At 53.3% G+C, this 17,908-nt stretch carries 18 protein-coding genes; all 18 read right to left on the minus strand.

Annotated features, from left to right (window positions below; all coding sequences use genetic code 11):
* Positions 1-16: 16 nt before the first annotated feature.
* Positions 17-3,196 (minus strand): DUF6701 domain-containing protein, encoded by a 3,180-nt coding sequence (locus WKR14_RS18325; protein ID WP_339087078.1) that lies wholly within the window; start codon positions 3,194-3,196, stop codon positions 17-19.
* Between the two features lie 532 nt (positions 3,197-3,728).
* On the minus strand, positions 3,729-4,202 hold the full coding sequence (locus WKR14_RS18330) for an MSHA biogenesis protein MshP (RefSeq protein WP_165565720.1): 474 nt from the start codon (positions 4,200-4,202) through the stop codon (positions 3,729-3,731).
* Positions 4,192-5,028, minus strand: coding sequence for a PilW family protein (locus tag WKR14_RS18335; RefSeq protein WP_335921445.1), 837 nt, complete (start codon positions 5,026-5,028; stop codon positions 4,192-4,194). Before WKR14_RS18335 ends, WKR14_RS18330 begins: the two co-directional genes overlap by 11 nt.
* Positions 5,028-5,528, minus strand: coding sequence for a type II secretion system protein (locus WKR14_RS18340; protein ID WP_224866458.1), 501 nt, complete (start codon positions 5,526-5,528; stop codon positions 5,028-5,030). Before WKR14_RS18340 ends, WKR14_RS18335 begins: the two co-directional genes overlap by 1 nt.
* Positions 5,518-5,985 (minus strand): prepilin-type N-terminal cleavage/methylation domain-containing protein, encoded by a 468-nt coding sequence (locus WKR14_RS18345; protein WP_335921446.1) that lies wholly within the window; start codon positions 5,983-5,985, stop codon positions 5,518-5,520. Before WKR14_RS18345 ends, WKR14_RS18340 begins: the two co-directional genes overlap by 11 nt.
* Before the next feature lie 108 nt (positions 5,986-6,093).
* Positions 6,094-6,594 carry a type II secretion system protein gene (locus tag WKR14_RS18350; protein WP_335921447.1) on the minus strand — a complete coding sequence of 167 codons (501 nt, stop codon included), beginning with the start codon at positions 6,592-6,594 and terminating at the stop codon, positions 6,094-6,096.
* A 17-nt stretch (positions 6,595-6,611) separates the two neighbouring features.
* On the minus strand, positions 6,612-7,130 hold the full coding sequence (locus tag WKR14_RS18355; RefSeq protein ID WP_219012047.1) for a type II secretion system protein: 519 nt from the start codon (positions 7,128-7,130) through the stop codon (positions 6,612-6,614).
* Between the two features lie 34 nt (positions 7,131-7,164).
* Positions 7,165-7,767, minus strand: coding sequence for a pilus assembly FimT family protein (locus tag WKR14_RS18360; RefSeq protein ID WP_039034083.1), 603 nt, complete (start codon positions 7,765-7,767; stop codon positions 7,165-7,167).
* A 64-nt stretch (positions 7,768-7,831) separates the two neighbouring features.
* Positions 7,832-8,326 carry an MSHA biogenesis protein MshF gene (locus tag WKR14_RS18365; protein ID WP_101058387.1) on the minus strand — a complete coding sequence of 165 codons (495 nt, stop codon included), beginning with the start codon at positions 8,324-8,326 and terminating at the stop codon, positions 7,832-7,834.
* Entirely contained in the window at positions 8,326-9,546 is a 1,221-nt protein-coding gene (locus WKR14_RS18370) for a type II secretion system F family protein (protein WP_144134060.1), read from the minus strand. The genes WKR14_RS18365 and WKR14_RS18370 overlap by 1 nt, the downstream gene beginning before the upstream one ends.
* A gap of 2 nt (positions 9,547-9,548) precedes the next feature.
* A complete protein-coding gene (locus WKR14_RS18375; RefSeq protein ID WP_335921450.1) occupies positions 9,549-11,303 on the minus strand; it encodes a GspE/PulE family protein in 1,755 nt (584 codons plus the stop codon).
* The gene (locus tag WKR14_RS18380; protein WP_335921451.1) at positions 11,300-12,628 is read right to left on the minus strand and encodes a tetratricopeptide repeat protein; all 1,329 of its coding nucleotides are present in this window, start codon (positions 12,626-12,628) and stop codon (positions 11,300-11,302) included. The genes WKR14_RS18375 and WKR14_RS18380 overlap by 4 nt, the downstream gene beginning before the upstream one ends.
* Positions 12,625-13,536: an ExeA family protein gene (locus tag WKR14_RS18385; protein ID WP_335921452.1), complete on the minus strand. Its 912-nt coding sequence runs from the start codon at positions 13,534-13,536 to the stop codon at positions 12,625-12,627. The genes WKR14_RS18380 and WKR14_RS18385 overlap by 4 nt, the downstream gene beginning before the upstream one ends.
* A gap of 8 nt (positions 13,537-13,544) precedes the next feature.
* Positions 13,545-15,275, minus strand: coding sequence for a pilus (MSHA type) biogenesis protein MshL (gene mshL / locus WKR14_RS18390; protein WP_226564640.1), 1,731 nt, complete (start codon positions 15,273-15,275; stop codon positions 13,545-13,547).
* Complete coding sequence (locus WKR14_RS18395) at positions 15,275-15,568, minus strand: general secretion pathway protein GspB (RefSeq protein WP_229839749.1); 294 nt, start codon at positions 15,566-15,568, stop codon at positions 15,275-15,277. Before WKR14_RS18395 ends, mshL begins: the two co-directional genes overlap by 1 nt.
* Positions 15,569-15,581: 13 nt before the next feature.
* Positions 15,582-16,241 carry a type II secretion system protein GspM gene (locus WKR14_RS18400; RefSeq protein ID WP_101054718.1) on the minus strand — a complete coding sequence of 220 codons (660 nt, stop codon included), beginning with the start codon at positions 16,239-16,241 and terminating at the stop codon, positions 15,582-15,584.
* Positions 16,238-16,837: a PilN domain-containing protein gene (locus WKR14_RS18405; RefSeq protein WP_101054715.1), complete on the minus strand. Its 600-nt coding sequence runs from the start codon at positions 16,835-16,837 to the stop codon at positions 16,238-16,240. The genes WKR14_RS18400 and WKR14_RS18405 overlap by 4 nt, the downstream gene beginning before the upstream one ends.
* A complete protein-coding gene (locus WKR14_RS18410) occupies positions 16,834-17,718 on the minus strand; it encodes an MSHA biogenesis protein MshI (RefSeq protein ID WP_335921453.1) in 885 nt (294 codons plus the stop codon). Before WKR14_RS18410 ends, WKR14_RS18405 begins: the two co-directional genes overlap by 4 nt.
* Positions 17,719-17,908: the final 190 nt, after the last annotated feature.

Raw genomic sequence — 17,908 nt, forward strand, 5'->3', positions numbered from 1 at the left:
CTGTTGTTATTCGGCTTCAGTTAACTTCCCGCCAACTGATGATCCTGTCGTTGCCGCGATAGCGGCCAAAGAAGGCACTGGCTCTGGGGTCGCTAAGTGTGCCGTCATTGAGACCATTCCAATTCCAGTACCACTGCAACCATTCAGGCGTTTTGAGCGGCGCCGTCACCTTACCGCGATAGCCGGAGCTTCCGAGCGCACGCCACAAGAGTTCAAATTCACCGCCAAAGGCGGTGACTGTGTTGCCGCCGCTGGCGAAGCGGCTAATACTCTGCCCGGCACTGAGCGCAGGTTCATAGCGGTAACCCAGGGTGAGTTGATCCTGTTGATATTCAAGCGGCGTGTTGAACACACTGCAGTTATCCAGCTCGTTCAAACGCCAGCCACTACCATCCCAATACTCTGTCCTCGCCGCCATGCTCAAGATTTGGGTTTCCGGGCCAAAGGTATTGTCCAACAGCAAACGCCCATGACGCATCTTTTGGCTACCAAGACGCACGGCGCTGCAGTTGCCTGCCACAGAGCAGTCACCGCTGAAATCGCTTTGCATATTGCTCCCCTGCAGCTCGGCAATCTTGTCCGGATCCTGAATTTCCAGGCCTATATCCAAAAGCGGGAAAGGCCCGTCTGTTGCAACCGGGTCCTTACGGGCAAACTTGAGTTGCCCTTGGAACTCAGCCAGGCCATCCACCCAGGTATCTGAAGTGATCTCGCCCCCCGAAACCCGGCTGTCCAAGGCCACTCCGTCGAATTGATTGACTGCCTGATAATGACTGTAAGCCTTGGCAAAATCACCGACATAATTTTGGGTCACTTGCCTATCCAGTGCCAAGGCGCTGACTTTATAACTGACTTCAAATGGCTGATCCATATAACTGAAACCATTACAGGCGGGCAGCAAACTGGCTTCATCGACTCGGAAAAAAGCCGGCACAAAACGCCCGACTGGCATTTTGGTTTTGCCGCTCGGCCCCTGCCAATAAGCACTGGCCACCAAACTCGGGAAGGTCACACTGCCCTCGTAGGGCAAAGGCGCCGTGACGCCGAATTCAAACACCCCAACCTCACTGACCGCCTGAGCGAGCCGGTTATTCTCAGGCGTTTGCTGGCGCAGATGATCATACTGCTGCAGTTGCAGTTCACCGGGTTGACCTGAAGCCGGTGCAATCAACTTATGCCATAAAGAGAGACCCGCCTGTTGATAGGAAGGTGTAGTGAGGTTTTTACAGAGATCGGCATTACCATTATCCGCCCAGGCTTTGGCGCTGATGCTGAGTGGGAAATTTTCCTGCGCCCGCCGAAAAGGCGCACAGGAGGCATCCGCGGCCTGGCAGTATTGCTCGACCTCGACACAGAATCCCAACGGGAAGCTGACAAAATCATCGGCGCCGTGCATCACCAGCCCGGCATCCCCTTCGCTGGTCGTTCCAGTATAGAGGGTGTTTAACTCGACCCGACCGGCATCGGCATAATTGATATCGATTCGGCTTTGGCCTTGACTGTCGAAGGCCAGGGTCAGCGGCGTGGCGGCAGCTTGACTGCTGCCTATATCCTGCCAGCTCAGGGCGCCTGTCGGTTTCAGTTGCACCTTGGGTGAACCGACAACTGCCGACAGCGCCTCACTCCAGAACGAAAGCGTCTTGTTGGTACTGGCAAAGGCCGGTACACACTGGGCTGTGCCATCTGACTTCATCGCCTTAACAAGCACTCCCGTCTCTGGCTTGTTGGCCAGCTTATCTGCCACATCAAAGATGAAACCACTCTCGGCAAAACTCAGGCGACAGGCGACCGAACTCAAGGGACCGCTGCCACTTCGGCACAGGGTATCACTGCCGGGGCGGGTGGCCGGAGTCGAGGAGGAAACCCCCAGTGTCAGCGGCGTTTGATCAAACTTTTGCAGTTGAATTTGGGTACTGCCGCCATTGAAAGTCACCGAACTTGCCGGCAACCAACGACCGTTACTGACAGGATTCGGGCTCAAATTGGCGGTGACAGTACCAGTGAAGAGCTCTGAGCAGCTGGCATTTTTACAGGCCCTCAAGGTGATGGGTTCGGCGCGACAGGTAAAAGGCGCGCTGCTGTAATCAAACTCAAAATGATGCACCTGCTCGCCCACGGGTTTTGACTCCAGGGCACAAACCTGGAAATTGTCTATCTCATGGTTGTTGTTAGCATCACCGGTAGAGCCGGTAAGCGACAGGTAAAAATCTGTCGGCACACGGCTTTGTCCAGGAAAGTTACGGGCATTGAAAGGGCTCACCAGAGTTTGGTAACCGGCACCTGTATCTCGCTCAACAGACACCATGGCCATATTGGCCTGACGGGAATCTACAGTAATCTTATACTTGTGCCCCGGCGCAGGAGACTTAGAGCCTCGAACATCAATACCAGGACTGATAGAATCTTTCGTCCCCTTCAGGTAACGATAAGAACCTGCCTCTGAACCACGAATAGAAACAGATTGTCGAATCTCCCCCAGGCCTCCGACACGCCCTTCTGTGGGGTTGGAAAAATTTCCGTACTCATCCAGTGCCACCCCCAACCAGCCTCCGGCAAAACCCGGGGTACCATCATTACGCTGGGCATAACCCAAGGCGCCACCAAAACTGCCCGGTTGCGGCGTCACAGCCGCATCAGAAAGGATCACCGCCACACCATCACCGCCGGTACCACTCTGGGGCGACCAGGCGTAATAATCAAATTCAACTGTTACCAGGTTGCCTTCGGCCGGAAACAAGCGCTGATAGGTACTGGAGGTTGCCTGATTGCCTTGGGCAGGAGTCAAACTCAGACGCCCGCCCACTATGCTGGGCGGCATTGAATTGCCCAGCACCTTGATGGCCCAAGCATCTGCCGATAGGGAAGTCGAATTAAAATAATCTTTGAAACAATGCAGTTCCTGCGGTGGAGGATCCACTATGACTTCGTTAACTTGAGTATCACTATTCATTACCAAATGGCGACTGGTTACCCTGCCATTCACCACAGCTTTATTATTTAAGGTCACCGTACCATCGGCGTATACATAACCGTTAACTGTACTATCGCTATTCAATGTCAGGTCATTGTAGGCCACTATGGTCAATTGCCCACCCGAAGCCACGTTAATAGTCGCACCATTTAATTCTGCATTATTCGAGATAAAAATGCGGCTGTTACCTTGCACATCCAACTGGGCGCCCTTATTAAGCTGCAAGGTTTCCAGCCAATAATCCCCCGACGTTAGCGTTAACCGTGCATTGCTGCCAAGCTCCATTTTTCTTAGGCGGTATTCCGTATATACATTGGAAAAACTGCCCGAACATCCACTATAAATTGACAGTCTTCCCCACATATTTTGCATGGCACTTTGCTGAGTCAGGGTTGCACAATCAGAAATCGGGCTATTACTGGTACTCGTCTTAAATCGATTTTCGTTGGCATTAAGGTTGAAGCCACCAACACTAGAACTGGCAATCTGGCATTGCATTCGCCCACCGTTACCATCATCACACGCATCCGTAGGTGACCCGTTATTTATTGAGCAATACTTCAATGCCATCCCTTGGGTTCCATTGATTTTAGCATTGTTATATAAGGTTAGAGATGAAGTACCCTGCGCATTACAATTCCGATTGTTATTACCATGATGCCCTTGCACCACTGCTGGAAAAATTTCACTATTATCAATAACCTCGAATGACATTGCCTGAAAAGAGCAACATAAGGTGATAACCCACAACAAGTATCTATTCACGGGCTTCCACCTCCACAACCCGGCTCACTCTCAGACATTGACTGTCATCAGCCGCGCCCACACCACAACTGCCGCTCTCGCATACCGCAGTGCTGCGGATACGATACAATCTGGCACTGCCCGGGCTGGCATCCTGGCTTAAGGTCTCGCAACTGAGCTGGACATTACAGCCATGAAACCCGGTCACATCCGGCGCTGTCCAACTTGAGCCCACGGCGGCGCAACCGGCAGTGCCGCCGCTTAAGGGGAATAGCCTGGCCAGGGCCGCATCGGCGCCGCTGTTGGCAGCATTGAGCGCCCTTAAGCCCCAGACTTCCAGATTAACGCCCTCGTCGGCGTCGCCGCCAACCCGCAACAGAGTCACCGCCAACAGCGACATCACCAATATTACAAAGATGGCTATCACCAAGGCGCTGCCGCCCTGATGCTTTTGCGCATAACAGTGATAATTTCGGCTAGGGAACATTGATCACCTGCACTTGATGTTGATACTGAAACTTTTCACCGACAACAGCAAACTGCGGCTGCAACTGTACTATGGCGTTGTTAACCAGAGTCGCAGGCAGCAAACGCACCGCCGGGTTGGTGGCCATATCATTACTCAAGCCTTCAGCCATCAAGGCTCCCGTGCCCATGGTATCGGGCAGAGGCTGACCGGCATGATAACCATAGTGGCTATAACGGCGAATGCTGCCATCTGCCTGCGAAAAACAGTAGCTGACAGGTTGCCCGGCCACATAAAAGCGCTTCGCCGGTGAAGCTTCGGCAAAATTAACCGCGGCGGCAAACTGCAAGGTCAGCAGTGAGCCGTTGGCAGTGACCTTCTCTATAGCGTGACGCTTGTTGCTGCCACTGCCATAAATCTCCGCATGGGTCAGCGGGTACACCAGCAATTGTTCACCGGCCGAAACCGCCGTTGCCGGCGCAAACACTGTGGCAGTGTCCGCCTGGACATCCGGTGCCAAAGGCAATGACAGATAGCTGCCGCTGGCACTGATGGGCAGAAACTCCAAACACTGCTGCTGAGAGCTGGACTGCAACCTGAGACTGGAAGGCACGGCATTATGCAGCTCCCGGCTCAGGCGTTCCATCACGAAACGACTGCTGCCCAGCACTCTGTCGACGGCAGTAGAATCCACAAATATGCGGGTACCAAAGATAATAAAGCTGCTGACCCCCACCACCAGAATCCCCAGGATAAGGATCACAGTGACCAACTCCACCAAGGTAAAGCCCTTGGCGAAACCTTGTCCTTTGATCTTTATGAATCTCTTACCCTGCCTGCAGCGCATCAGAAATTACTCCTCAGCACGTCGTAACGGATAGCCTCGCCTGCCGGGGTGGTTACCGTGACAGTCACCAGCTTGCTGTTGGCTTGATACTGAGATACCTGGACGCTGAGGCGATAGCCTGGATAGTGTTCAAGATAATTCCGGCTGGCATTAAGCATCAGGCTCTGCTCGTTAAGACCGTGGTAATCGTCGATATCGTCAAATTGATCCCGACTCTCACCATCCGGGCCATAATCGCTAACCCGGGTACAAGTGACACCGCCCAAACCGTTACAGGCGGGCAGGCCACCATTAACGCCGCTATGTTCATCATAACGCTTGCCCCAGATTTCATTGATCACAGCCTGAGCCAACTCGGCGCTGCGCACTCTATGCAGGGTCTGCGCCGCATGATCGCTTTGGGGAAACAGCACGCTGGTCAGCAGCACCAGGGCGATACCGAGCACCAACATGCCGATCACCAGCTCTATCAGGGTGAATCCCCGCGCTTTAGCCCTCATGGATATAGCCCTCGGACTCTATGGCGATAGTCAGGGTTTCATCGGCGACCACTGAGAGGCAGGCGCCATTGCAGGCAAGGTTGGTGCGGCCCAAAGCATCAAACTGGATCTGAACACTGTCAGCGCCGTTACTTTGAAGCAGTATCCGGGTATTACGCGGCAAGCTTTCGGCGCTATTACTGCGGATAAGGGTCGCGCAATCCTGGGTCAAGTGGCTGAGTTGATAAGCGCCACTGCTGATAGTGAGTCGATAACAGCGGTCGGGATTATTGAGTGCCAACATCTGGGTCTTTTGCAGCTCGGCAATCAACTCCTGTCGCAGCGTCCAGGCACTGTAACTACTGGAGGATACCAATTTGGGCAGCACCACGACGGAAAGTATGGCCAGCAACATGATAGTCACTACCAACTCCACCAGAGTAAATCCCCGGGTGCCTGTCCCCTTGGTCACAGCCATATGATTTCCCGCCAATTCCATACTCAGTCAAGTATGGCAAATAAGCTCAATAGTTTGAATCCTGACGTAAAAAAGGCCTGCTTGGCAGGCCTTTTCAGCTACAGGCTATTAGCAGTTGGTATCCACGATCTTATATACGGGCAATGAGTTCCTGGTAGCTTCCGAATACTCAACAAAGCATTTATAAGTGTCTGAAGGCGTTGTTCCCTTACGATAAATGATCACATCAGCAGCACTGACATTGGCTGCGCTGGGAGCTGCGATAACCCATTCCCCGCTGGAGGTGGTATCTGCTTCCAGAATTTTGAGAATATTGGTTGCATCAGCCTTCACATATCCATATACAGCAGTGATATCCGCACTATCATCCCCTGTAAGATCAACATTGTCACCATTGCTACCGTCGTCTTTTTCTTTACCTTGAATAGCAGCTTTCGAATAGAGCAAGGAATTACCGCCCTGTAACGCTGCTTTCATACCAGAAAGAGTTGACTTGGTTGCATCTGATTGCAGATTCAAAAACTTAGGCGCTGCAGTGACGGCCAGTATCCCCAAAATGATAATCACCACCACTAATTCAATCAGCGTAAAACCCTGTTGTTTATTCATTTTCTATCCCTTTCAAATTAGCAATCTGTACCTGTTACCACATACTTTGGCAACGAAGTTACTGTGGCTGGGGTGTAGTTAATACGACAGGCCTCACTGCCTTTCTTACCCTTGGGGACAATAATGAAAGAAGTTTCACTGACATAGATCACCCCAAAGTCTTCAGTTGCAACGGTATCTGTTCCGGTAATAGCCTCGAAAGTATTGTCCATGGCTTTTTCCAGATTGGTTTTCACTGTGGTGGAATTGGTCGCACTATCCAAATATCCAAAATCCACAGTAACACTAATATCACTGTTACCACTCTTGCCAATGACAACACTCTCACCCGCAGTTTTACCTTGACCGGCAATAACAGCCTTGGAATACACCATGGCATTGGCCCCCTGAAGTGCCGCCTTCATTCCCTGGAGAGTGGATGCTCTGGCATCGGATTGCAGATTGATAAACTTGGGCGCTGCTACCACAGCTAAAATACCGAGAATGATGATCACCACCACCAATTCTATCAAGGTGAAACCTTGTTGTTTTCGCATAGCGCTTTCCTTTGGTTCAAAAAATACAATTCAATCAGTTGCTGAAACTCAAGACCTGGCCGGTTCCCGGGTTATAGGTAATACCCTTGGCGCCTGTGGTGTTGAGATCCGGCGCCGGTGTTGCCACGCCTGAACTTTGGTTCAGTGCCAATGATGCCACCTGATGGTAAACACAGAGATCCAGCCCGGTTATTAAAGTACCGTCAATGGCTGTAGCACTTACACCTGCACCATCCAGGGCTCTGACGGTATAACGTTGTTCTCTGGCGTCAGCGGTATAGAGCACATTCTTAGGCGCACTCTGCAGTACTGTGTTGAATACTTGCTGGCAACTGGCATCATCCATGGAAGTGGCCGAAGTATTGCCAGTGCCGGTTGGATAACCGAAACGGGTGTCCAAAGACACGGAAATACCATCGAGGAGCACTGACGTATTACGGCGACCATCAACCTCCCATTGGGAGCGTACAAAACTCACCGCCGTAGCCAGGCCACCCGTCACGCCTTCGAGGCTGGCATCCTCGGCATCATCTGTCACATTCAAAAAACGCGGAATAGCAGTTGCGGCCAGCAGGCCCAGGATAACTATTACTATCACCAACTCGATTAACGAGAAGCCTTGCATCTGTCGTTTCATCTAGGTTTCCTCCACCTGTTCGCCATGGATATTAGCAGCTCCGTTAAGATAAAAAACCATTTAGTCAATAATCTGTATTTGACGTCAAAAAAATGACCCTTCCAGTGTCCAACTGATAGCTCAAACTGTCACCGGCAGGGCTCAGATAACGGCAACTTTGATCCCGGTTGATAAACTGAGCTTGAATCACCGCCTTATCCGGTATACCTCCCAGAAGCTGCTGCCAAAGCACCTCGCAGCCTTTGTCATCCCGGCTGGGTGCCTGTGGCCAACCGGCCGGATTCATTGCCAATGGACTAGGCTGCACCTCGTGATCCAATGTTTGCCAATCCAGTTGCATCTGTTCAGGGCGCCCCAAACGCAACCACTGGGATCTCACCATAGCTATCACATTCAACATCCTATGGTGTTCAAGCTGCAGCCCTCTGGCCGATACCTTGTCCACAGCAGAAAAATAACGCATTCCCAACACCGCCAAAATAATCAACAGAATCAACAGCGCCGCCATACTGGCAAAGGTTCGCAGCAGATCTTCCTCAGCCTGATGCTGGCTTGGCATCAGCCGCCTCCCTTGACCACATTGAGCATGTCCCACATAGGCAGATAAATACCCAGGGCCAGGATTAACACAACAACTGCCACTATGCCGATCAAAATAGGTTCCAGCCTGGCGGTGAGGTTCTTGAGGTCATAATCTACCTCACCCTCATAAAAATCGGCGGCATCATTGAGTAGCTGATCTATGCGGCCGGTTTCCTCCCCAACCGCCACCATCTGCAACACCAGAGGCGTAAACAACTGACTCTGATTGGAAACCCTCAGCATGGATTCCCCCGCTTCGACCCCGCGGCGCATGTTGACGATTCTGTCGTGCATATAACTGTTATCCACGGCGTCGGCCACCAAGCTGAGCGCCTGAGTCATGGGCACCCCGGCGCTCAACATCATGGCGAAACTACGGCAATAACGAGCCAGGGTCGAGCGCTCTATGATGGAACCCACCGCCGGAATATGCAGTTTCCAACGATCCCACTGCTTTTCCCCCTGCTCGGTTTTGTGCCAATAACTCACCCCGAGTACAGTTACCACCAGCGCCACCAGCATCAAGGGCCAATAATTGACAAACAGGTTGGAGGTACCGATAAGCAACCGGGTCGCCCAGGGTAATTCGGCATCGAAGCGGGAAAACATTTCGGCGAACTTGGGGATCACCATGATATTGAGGATCACCAATGCCAGCACTACCGCCAACAGAACAAACATAGGGTAACGCATGGCAGATTTGATCCGTCTGCGGGTTTCCTGCTCCCGCTCGATATAACCGGACAACTGCAAAAAGGCATCTTCCAGTTTGCCGGTGTTTTCTCCCACATGCACCATGGAGACGAACAAGGCGTCGAACACGTCCGGATGGTGGTTCATCGCCGACGACAGCGGCCGCCCGGCGGTCAACTGCTCTGAGACATCCTGCAACGCCTCTTTCATCCGCTTTGAATGGGTGGTTTCCGCCAGCCCGGCAATGGCTCGCAGAATAGGAATGCCGGAGCGGGTCAGGGAATACATCTGCCGGGTAAAGATCTGCAGTTCATCCAGGCTGACTCTACGTTTCAGTAGGCCCTTGAGGCTAAGATCCCGGCCCGCTTTGACCTCATTGAGTTCCAGCGGGATCACGGCTCTGGCCAGCAGTTGATCGGCTGCCGCACTTTCAGAGGCGGCATCCAACTGCCCTTTTACCTGTTCACCACCGGCATCCCGGCCCCGATAGGCATAAAGCGGCATAATCAGACCTCATCCCTAGCCATCATCTCGGCCGCCAACGGCACCTGAGCTTCAGAGACATCTTCCACCAACTTGGCGACCTCTTCTATGGTTGTCAGGCCAGAATGCAAATACGCCAATGCCGATTCAGCCAGCGGGGTAAACTGCTCGCTGGCGTAAGCAGCGCGGGCAAACTCATGGGGATTACCGCTGCGCATCGCCTCTATCATGGTTTCATCCAGTTCGAGGATCTCAAATACCCCTATCCGGCCGCGATAGCCGGTGCCGGAGCAGCGCTGACACCCAGTGCCCACTCTGAGCCTGGCATCGGAAAAGTCGCGCTTGCTGATGCTCTGGAGCCAGACCCTGTCCTGCGGCGTGAGTTGATAATCTGTGGCGCAGTTCTTACACACCCGCCGCACCAGGCGCTGGGCGATAATGACCCTGAGGGCACTGGCCACCAAATAACTGGCCGCCCCCATATCAAGCAAACGCAGGGCGCTGGTAATGGCGTCATTGGTGTGCAGGGTCGAGAGCACGAAGTGACCTGTCAGGGCGCCGCGCAAGCCGATTTCGACGGTTTCCTGATCCCGCATCTCCCCCACCATTATGATGTCGGGATCCTGGCGCAAGGTGGTGCGCAGTACATTGGAAAAATCCAGGCCTATCTTATGATTGACCTGCACCTGGTTGATCCGCGGCAGTTGGTATTCCACCGGATCTTCCACAGTAATGATCTTGCTCTCAGCCTTGTTCAGTTCACTGAGAATGCCGTAAAGTGTAGTGGTCTTACCCGAACCTGTAGGGCCTGTGACCAACAACATGCCGTGGGGGCGTTTTATCTGCCGCCGTACCCGCTCAAGAATATGAGGTGGCATCCCGGTTTCATTCAGGGTCAAGAGCCCTGCCGATTGATCCAACAGCCGCATCACCACAGACTCACCGTGATAGATGGGCATGGTAGACATACGCACATCTATCTGATGGCCTTTGATTTCAATATGAAAACGGCCATCCTGGGGCAAACGTTTTTCCGAGATATCCAAGCCGGCCATCAGCTTAAGCCTGAGCACCAGCGCCGCAGCGATATTGACCTCTTTGAGCACGTTTTCCTGCAACAGACCATCCACCCGCTGGCGGATCCTGAGCGACTTGTCACCGGGTTCAATGTGAATGTCCGAGGCGCGGATCTGCACCGCATCCTCGAAAATCGACTGCAACAGCTTAACCACTGTGGTCTCGTTGTCGCTGTCGCCTTCAGTCAAACTGGCGAGATCGAACTGATCATCGGCGGCGTATTCCTCCTCCAACTTACCGGCCATCTGGGCAATGTGGCCGGTGCGGCGATAGAGGTTGTCAAAAGCATCGAACAGCTGCTGTTCCTTCACCACCGCCAGTTTCAGGCGTCTTGGCGCCAACAGCACATCCAATTCATCCAGCGCCTGCAGATCGGCAGGATCGCTCATGGCCACCAGCACGGAATCGCTATCGGCCTCAATCACCAAAGCTCGAAAACGCCGCGCCTGCACTTCAGACAAGAGGTTGACCACCTCGGCAGGAATGGGGCGCTTGCTGATATCGATAAAGGGAATATTCAACTGATGCGAGAGAAACTGCAGCAGCTGCTCCTCGCTGATAAAGTCCATGTCTATCAGGGTGCGTCCCAGCTTGCGGCCGGTTTGTTTTTGTTGTGACAGCGCGTTTTGCAGCTGCACCTCGCTGATAATCTGCTCCTGTACCAGGAGATCACCGAGGCGCATTTTCAACTTGGGTTTCACTGGCGGCCTCCTAACTGGACGAGTCGGTTTTCTATGTAGTCACGGGCATCCGAGGACAAGCCCTGGCGCTTGAGTGCTTCCTGGTAACTGGCCTTGGCGGCATCATAATCGCCACTCGCATCCTGGGCATAGGCTAGCCCCAACCACCAGCGCCCCTGAGAGGCATCCTGCTGGATCAAGCTAAGATAACTTTGTTGTACCAAGGGCCAATCCTTGAGACTTTGGCCAAGTTCCGCCTGCAGCAGCCATTTCTCGCGCCCAAGCTCGCTGCCATCGGCTATCTGTTGCAAACTGGCAAGAGCCAGAGGTAACTCGCTGCGAGCCTTCTGCACCCGGGCCAGCAACAACCAAAACACTGGTTGCTGCGGATAACTTTCGGCACCTTGACGCAGCAGTACTGCCGCCTTGTCCAACTCGCCACGGCCATAAAACAGCGCAGCCAGCTCCTGGCGGGCGTTGTGATTGGCATCATTCAAACGCAAGGCTTCGGCATAGGCCGACATTGCCTTGTCTGTCTGTCCCAGTTCCTTGGCCTGTTGTCCCTGTTGTAATTTCTTTTGCGACAGCTCTGCCGGGGTCAGAGAGACCTGAGTCACGCTCATTTTCGTCTGGCTTGGTTTAGCAGCCGCTGATCTGGATTGGGTTATCCGGCCACTCTCATTGGAGCTGGGCTTCTGCTCCAAGCCTGACTTTTCATTGCGACCCGGTGTTTTTATTTGTGCTGACTGAGATGGCTCTTGTCCAGCCTCCTGTCCGAGCGGCTCAGCCTTGGCGGCCGGAATATCACTAACGGCCTTGGTATCAAATTTCCCAGAGGCGGCACGGCTCGAATTGAAGCTGCCCGTTTCTGAGCCATAGATTTCCGGGCTTTTTGTTTCAAAAGCTGAGCCTTGAGCATTCAAGCCCGTATCAGGAGCTTTGGATTGTTCACTTGGAGCCAGGCTCTTGCTGGGAAGTTGCAGCACCGAGATCTGCGCCTCAGGATTCAAATTTAATCTATCACTGCCATCGGCAGCACTTGAGACTGCCCTCGGCTGTGGCCGATTTCGGCCCGTGGGCCCAGGCTCATAAGGCACAGTCTGCGATGGCTCTGCTCGGTCACCGCTTTGGTTTTGGTTTTGAGAAGCGCTTTGACTGCCACTTCCCAGATAACCGCCCAACCATAACCCCAGCGCCAACAAAGAGATGCCAAGCAGCGTGCCACCCAGCAGCAACCACCAGGGGTTGGCCGCCGCTTGACTGGCCTGCCCCGCCGGAACATGAGCTAAGTTGTGGGGCTGCTGGCGTTTATCCAGGTCCTTGAGCATCTGATTGACCACACTCATAGCCAGGCTCCCTTCATGGCATAAACCCCAACCGAGGCGCCGACTGAAGCAAGGAGCAGCGCTAGAGTCGACCAAAGCCAGCGCCAGTTGGAAGTACGGGAAGCATCTTCGGTATCCTTGATGGCGCCTTTGATATGCGTAGATGTTACTTGCTGTTTACCTTCACCGAAACAGAGCAGCAGCGCCTTGTGCGCCAAAATATTCACCAATCTGGGGATCCCTCTGGCGGCGATGGCAATACGCTTACTGTCTGCGGCGCTGAACAACGCCGGCCCCTGATAACCGGCCACTGCCAATCTGTGGCGCAGATAGGCATAGACTTCGTCCCGGGTCAGCGACCGCAAGCGATAGCTGAAGGTAATCCTCTGGCGTAACTGGCGAAACTCTTGCTGCGCCAAGCGCGCATCAAGCTCGGGCTGGCCGAAGATCACCACCTGCAGCAACTTGCGGCTCTCGGTTTCCAGATTGGTCAACAGCCGCAAAGCTTCAAGACTCTCATCCGGCAGAGCTTGGGCTTCATCAAGCAGCAAAACAATATTAAGCCCTTGGGCACTGAGCGCCAGCAGTTGCTGCTGAATAAGACCACTGAGTTGCTGCTGATCTTTAATATCACTCACGGCAATCCCCAGCTCCTCGGCAATCGCCAGCCTGAGTTCTGCCGGGGTCAGATAAGGATTAGGCAACCAGGCGCAGCGAAACTGCTGCGGCAGCTCGTTGAGCAGTTTGCGGCACAGCAAGGTCTTGCCGGTTCCCACCTCGCCGGTGACCTTGATAAAACCTTCACCGGTTTGCAGCGCCACCTGCAATACTTGCAAGGCCTCCACATGGGGAGCCAACCCCAGGAAAAAACCTGTATTGGGGGTCAGGGCAAAAGGCATGCTCTGCATGCCAAAGTGCTGCAGATACATAGAAGCGGTTATTCCTGTGGATACCAGCGGTCGAGCAAGCTCTGGGAACGTTGCAGTTCTTTTTGCCAGGTGCCATCAACTACCACGGTCGGCTTGAGCAAAATCACCAGCTCTGTCTTGCGCTTTAACTTACTGCGGTTGGTAAAGGCTTCACCGATAAAGGGAATATCACCCAGCAGCGGCACCTTGGATACCACTTCGGTATTCTCGCTCTTCATCAGGCCGCCAATCACTACCACATCACCGGAAAGCGCCTTGATGACAGTGTCGGACTCACGGATTTCACTCTGGGCCAAGGGCAGATCCAACGAAGAGTCACTTATCTTGATACTCTTGTTCTGCTCTTTCACATCTGTGACTGAAGGATGTACATGCAGCAAGACACTGCCGTCTTTGTCTATTTGGGGCGTCACATCCAGAGCGATTCCCGAGAAGAAGGGCGTCAACTCCACCTCAGGAGAGGTCACAGGCGTAGTGCTGGCCACTGTGGTAGAGGAAACATCCGTGACAAAGTATTCGTCACGGCCAACTTTGATCACCGCCTTCTGGTTATTGGACGCTGTCACCCTGGGGCTTGAGAGCACATCGACATCGCCTTGGGTATCGAGCAGAGTGATCAAAGCCGAAAAATCCGTACCCGTAATTTTCAACGAAGTTACACCGCCGATCACATTTGAGATTGAATCAGCAAACGTTCCTCCAGAAGTACCGAAACCCACCTCAGCTTTATGACCTCTGCGATCATAACTGCCGGTGATTCCATCCCAATTGTTATCTGCACTCCCTCCATCAGAGGCTAACCTATCCCATTGGATCCCCTGCTGATAACCATCGGAGAGGGTCACTTCGAGGATCTTGGCTTCCAGAATAACCTGCCGCTGCAGATGGCTCTCGGCGGTGGAAAGGAAACTGCGAATTTGCCGTAACTCATCCGGATTGGCTCTGACGGTTACCAAGCCGGCCTGGGGAGTGACCACCACGGAGCGGCCATCGCCACTGTTGCCCAGAATTGATTCCAGGGTCTTTTGCAACTCGCCCCAGAAATCTGTCTTGGTGCGGGAACTGATAAAGGTGCCGTTGGTGTTATTGCTGTTCTGGTTGTTGCTATTGTTATTGTTGTTATTGCCAAAACCACTGTTGTTATTGTTGTTCAGGCCATTATTGTTCTGATTGCTATTGCCGTTGTTGTTATTGTTGTCAGAGATCCTTCCCGAGCTGACCGAGGTCAGCGACAGACCGATACGCTCCATATAGAGGTAATTGACCGGGAAAGTCTCGGTTCTAAGGCCAGCGGGATAGACCCTCAAGACTCGTCCTTCCCGGCTGATCTCATAACCGTAAATATCCTGCACTACCTGCAAGGCTTCACTCAGAGTTACGCCCTTGAGCGATAAAGAGATATTGCCGCTCACTTGTGGATGCACAGCCACACTGAAGGGAGTGCCTTCCACCAAACTCGGAAAAAACACTCTGGCATCGACATCATTGGCCGAGACATCAAAACGCCGCTCTGTCTGCATAGGTGCCGCCAGCCCGGCCAAAAGACCATCGGCATTCAACTCCTGCTGCACACCGGGAGGCAAGCTGGCCGGAGGGGGCACTACTGCCCTGGCACTTTGCTGCGCCATGGAATCGCGCAGCGCCTCTTTGGAAGCTGCTGGGTTGGGCCTATCCGTGGTTTGGCAGGCCGCCAGGCCCAGAACCAACAACGGCAGCATAGAGGCGAGTCTGGTTTTCATTAATGTTTTTCCTTGCGCTCGGTAATCGCTTGAAACAGATAGAGTCGGCGGCCATCGGCCAGCAAAACACTGCCCTGATCGATACGGCTTAGCACCACACCTTGAATCCTGTCTCCCTGGCGGTAAATTTGGTTATTGATCACGGCCCGCCTGCCCTGAGGTCCATTGAGCAGACTGCTCAGTACCAAGCCCTGCCCGCCCGGCCCCTTGGCCGGAGCGATCAGCCCCTGCGCCGGCATGGTGGGGTCCCGCAAACTGGCGGCAACGAGATCCTGGCTACAGAGTAGCGCCAATAAGATTAAGCTCTTAGCTGGATGATGCCACACTGATAAAGTCCTCATTGATGCTGAGCGTGTATAACTCAAGTTGCACACTGGCCTTGGGATACTCAGACACCCGGTAATCCAGGCGCTTCCAATAAAGCTTGTCCGGCATCTTTTCCACCGCCTGTACAAACTTGAGCACGGCGAAATAGTCACCTTCCAGCTCCAGCACTATGCCGTGGCTATAAAGATTCATCTGCTGCTCATCGGCTTTGCCTACCACCAGCAAAGGTGTTGGGGCGACAGACTTGAAGCCGGTCAACTGTATTCCCTGCACCCGTTCCAGCAAGGCGGTAAGCAATGACGGCATATAACTGGCGGGCACCATGTCAACCATCTGGCTGTCCAGCTGTTGATCCAGCGTAGCGATATCACGATTCACTTGCGCCAAATTTGCCTTGAGCGCCGTATCCGGATCTTCCGCCAGGCGTTGACGATAGAGCGCCAGCTGTTGCTGGCTGAGCTTGATGCTACTCTGGCCAGCATGCAGCCGTTGCAGATTGCTCTGGCGCTCCAGCCAGAAAGACTCCAGCGGCAGATACAGCAGCAATAGCAGCAACAACAGGCTGACTCCCGCCACCATGCCTCTTTCTCTTTGACTCAAACCATCAAAGGCTTGGCCCAGACGCCGAAGGAAATTCATTTCTTCACCTCCAGGGCTTCACTGGTCAGAACGAAGGCCAATGGCTGGCCTGGCTCCCGAGCCATGGTCATGGAAGCAAACGAGCGCCCTCTCAGACTCTCTGTTTGTTTGAGCTTGTCTATCCAACGCGGCAGACTCTGCGGATATTGGCCGAAACCTTCAAACGCCAATTTGCCTTCTTCCAGCTTGATGCGACTCAGCCACACACTGCCATCGGACACTTGAGCCAACTCCTGCAGCACAGGCGCAAAGCCCTTGGAGGTCATGCGCTCCCGCTGCCCAAGTTCGGTCAGCAGTAACCCCTTGAGCTCCCGCTCCTGAGTACGGCGCTCCAGCTCAACGACCAGCTCGGCACTAGGGCGACGCTTGGCCAATTCGGCTTCCAGTTGTTGTTTTTCGCTCTCCAAGGCCTGGCGCTGCGACTCGACCTCAAGCAACTGCCTGGACACTTGCGTTTGCTGCCACCATCCCAAGCCGATAAGCGAAAGCCCCAGTAACAAGAGCACACCTGCAATAGCCAACAAACGGGCGAAACTGAGCCTTAACCTGGGGGGCAAGAGAGAAGGCGAATAGAGATTGACCCGGGTCTTGCTCATTTACTCCCCCGCTCAAGTTCCTGATAGCTGAGTTCAGCCATTTTCATGCCGACATCCATGCCATCTACCGGACGCACCTGCTGGTTGAAATTACGGGACACAAGTTGCGCCAAGGCATAGGTTTGCCCCTGAACCATAATGTCAATCGAGGCCACCGGCGCTTGCCGAAGCTGACTTTCAAAAAAGTCCATCGAGCGCTGGATCTCCAGGCTAAGGGTATCGGCAACGCCGAACCCCAAGGATTCGGCATCGGTCTGATGCAATTCGGCAAATCCGCGGATACGCCGCTGCATATAGAGCTCACCCTCGCGTACCACAGTGAGTAATAACTCCTGTCCAGGCACTTGGCTTATCACCAGCCTGGCTAAAGGGTCTTGGTTAAAGAGGTTAGTGGGCAGTAACTCTTCGATGCTTATCCCCACCAACTGCATACCGGCCTTATCGATTTCCTGGGCCAAGGTAGACAAGCGACTGTGGGAACAGACGACAACATTGAGTTTGTCACTGCTTTTAATCGGCGATTCAAAGTAATCCAAATGGATATCGGTTGGCGGCGTGCTGACCATATCCTTGACCGCCCACACCAATGCCTGAGCCATCTCATCGGCTTCAACCTTGGGCCGGTCGGCACTCAAAAGCTGATAGCGACCAAAACCTAAAGTCAATTGTAATTTTGAAGGGCCAAAATCGGCATAAACCGAGGAAAACAGTGAGTTCCAATCATCTTTGTGCAGTGGATAGCAGTGACAAAGGGCTCTTTGATCGTCATTTTCCGGGCGAAAGACCCAGGCGTGATTGGCCGCGAGGAACACCCCGGTATTGCTACCGGATTGAGGCGCGCCAAAGTTGAAAAGACGACTGATGAATGACTTGTTCGTCATAAGAAACCCTGAGTCCCTGTGAAAACGGCAGCGTTTATCGTACCCATAAGGTTATGAACTTGCTGCCAATTTAAAGTTAAGTCAATATTTTGGCATGTTCATTCTAAACACTAATCAATTCATTTTATAGGCAAATATTATTAAACTGAGAGCTGCCCTAAAGATAGGCTCAGCAAAGTCGGCAAACAAG

Origin of the sequence: Shewanella chilikensis, from assembly GCF_037953065.1 — a bacterium.
GTDB classification, from domain to species: Bacteria; Pseudomonadota; Gammaproteobacteria; order Enterobacterales; family Shewanellaceae; genus Shewanella; species Shewanella chilikensis.

Bases quoted from the DNA above. Each gene is read 5' to 3' on its own strand.
- WKR14_RS18330 (WP_165565720.1), bottom strand. From the start codon at position 4,202: ATGTTCCCTAGCCGAAATTATCACTGTTATGCGCAAAAGCATCAGGGC.
- WKR14_RS18335 (WP_335921445.1), bottom strand. From the start codon at position 5,028: ATGCGCTGCAGGCAGGGTAAGAGATTCATAAAGATCAAAGGACAAGGT.
- WKR14_RS18340 (WP_224866458.1), bottom strand. From the start codon at position 5,528: ATGAGGGCTAAAGCGCGGGGATTCACCCTGATAGAGCTGGTGATCGGC.
- WKR14_RS18345 (WP_335921446.1), bottom strand. From the start codon at position 5,985: ATGGCTGTGACCAAGGGGACAGGCACCCGGGGATTTACTCTGGTGGAG.
- WKR14_RS18350 (WP_335921447.1), bottom strand. From the start codon at position 6,594: ATGAATAAACAACAGGGTTTTACGCTGATTGAATTAGTGGTGGTGATT.
- WKR14_RS18355 (WP_219012047.1), bottom strand. From the start codon at position 7,130: ATGCGAAAACAACAAGGTTTCACCTTGATAGAATTGGTGGTGGTGATC.
- WKR14_RS18360 (WP_039034083.1), bottom strand. From the start codon at position 7,767: ATGAAACGACAGATGCAAGGCTTCTCGTTAATCGAGTTGGTGATAGTA.
- WKR14_RS18365 (WP_101058387.1), bottom strand. From the start codon at position 8,326: ATGCCAAGCCAGCATCAGGCTGAGGAAGATCTGCTGCGAACCTTTGCC.
- WKR14_RS18370 (WP_144134060.1), bottom strand. From the start codon at position 9,546: ATGCCGCTTTATGCCTATCGGGGCCGGGATGCCGGTGGTGAACAGGTA.
- WKR14_RS18380 (WP_335921451.1), bottom strand. From the start codon at position 12,628: ATGAGTGTGGTCAATCAGATGCTCAAGGACCTGGATAAACGCCAGCAG.
- WKR14_RS18385 (WP_335921452.1), bottom strand. From the start codon at position 13,536: ATGTATCTGCAGCACTTTGGCATGCAGAGCATGCCTTTTGCCCTGACC.
- mshL (WP_226564640.1), bottom strand. From the start codon at position 15,275: ATGAAAACCAGACTCGCCTCTATGCTGCCGTTGTTGGTTCTGGGCCTG.
- WKR14_RS18400 (WP_101054718.1), bottom strand. From the start codon at position 16,241: ATGAATTTCCTTCGGCGTCTGGGCCAAGCCTTTGATGGTTTGAGTCAA.
- WKR14_RS18405 (WP_101054715.1), bottom strand. From the start codon at position 16,837: ATGAGCAAGACCCGGGTCAATCTCTATTCGCCTTCTCTCTTGCCCCCC.
- WKR14_RS18410 (WP_335921453.1), bottom strand. From the start codon at position 17,718: ATGACGAACAAGTCATTCATCAGTCGTCTTTTCAACTTTGGCGCGCCT.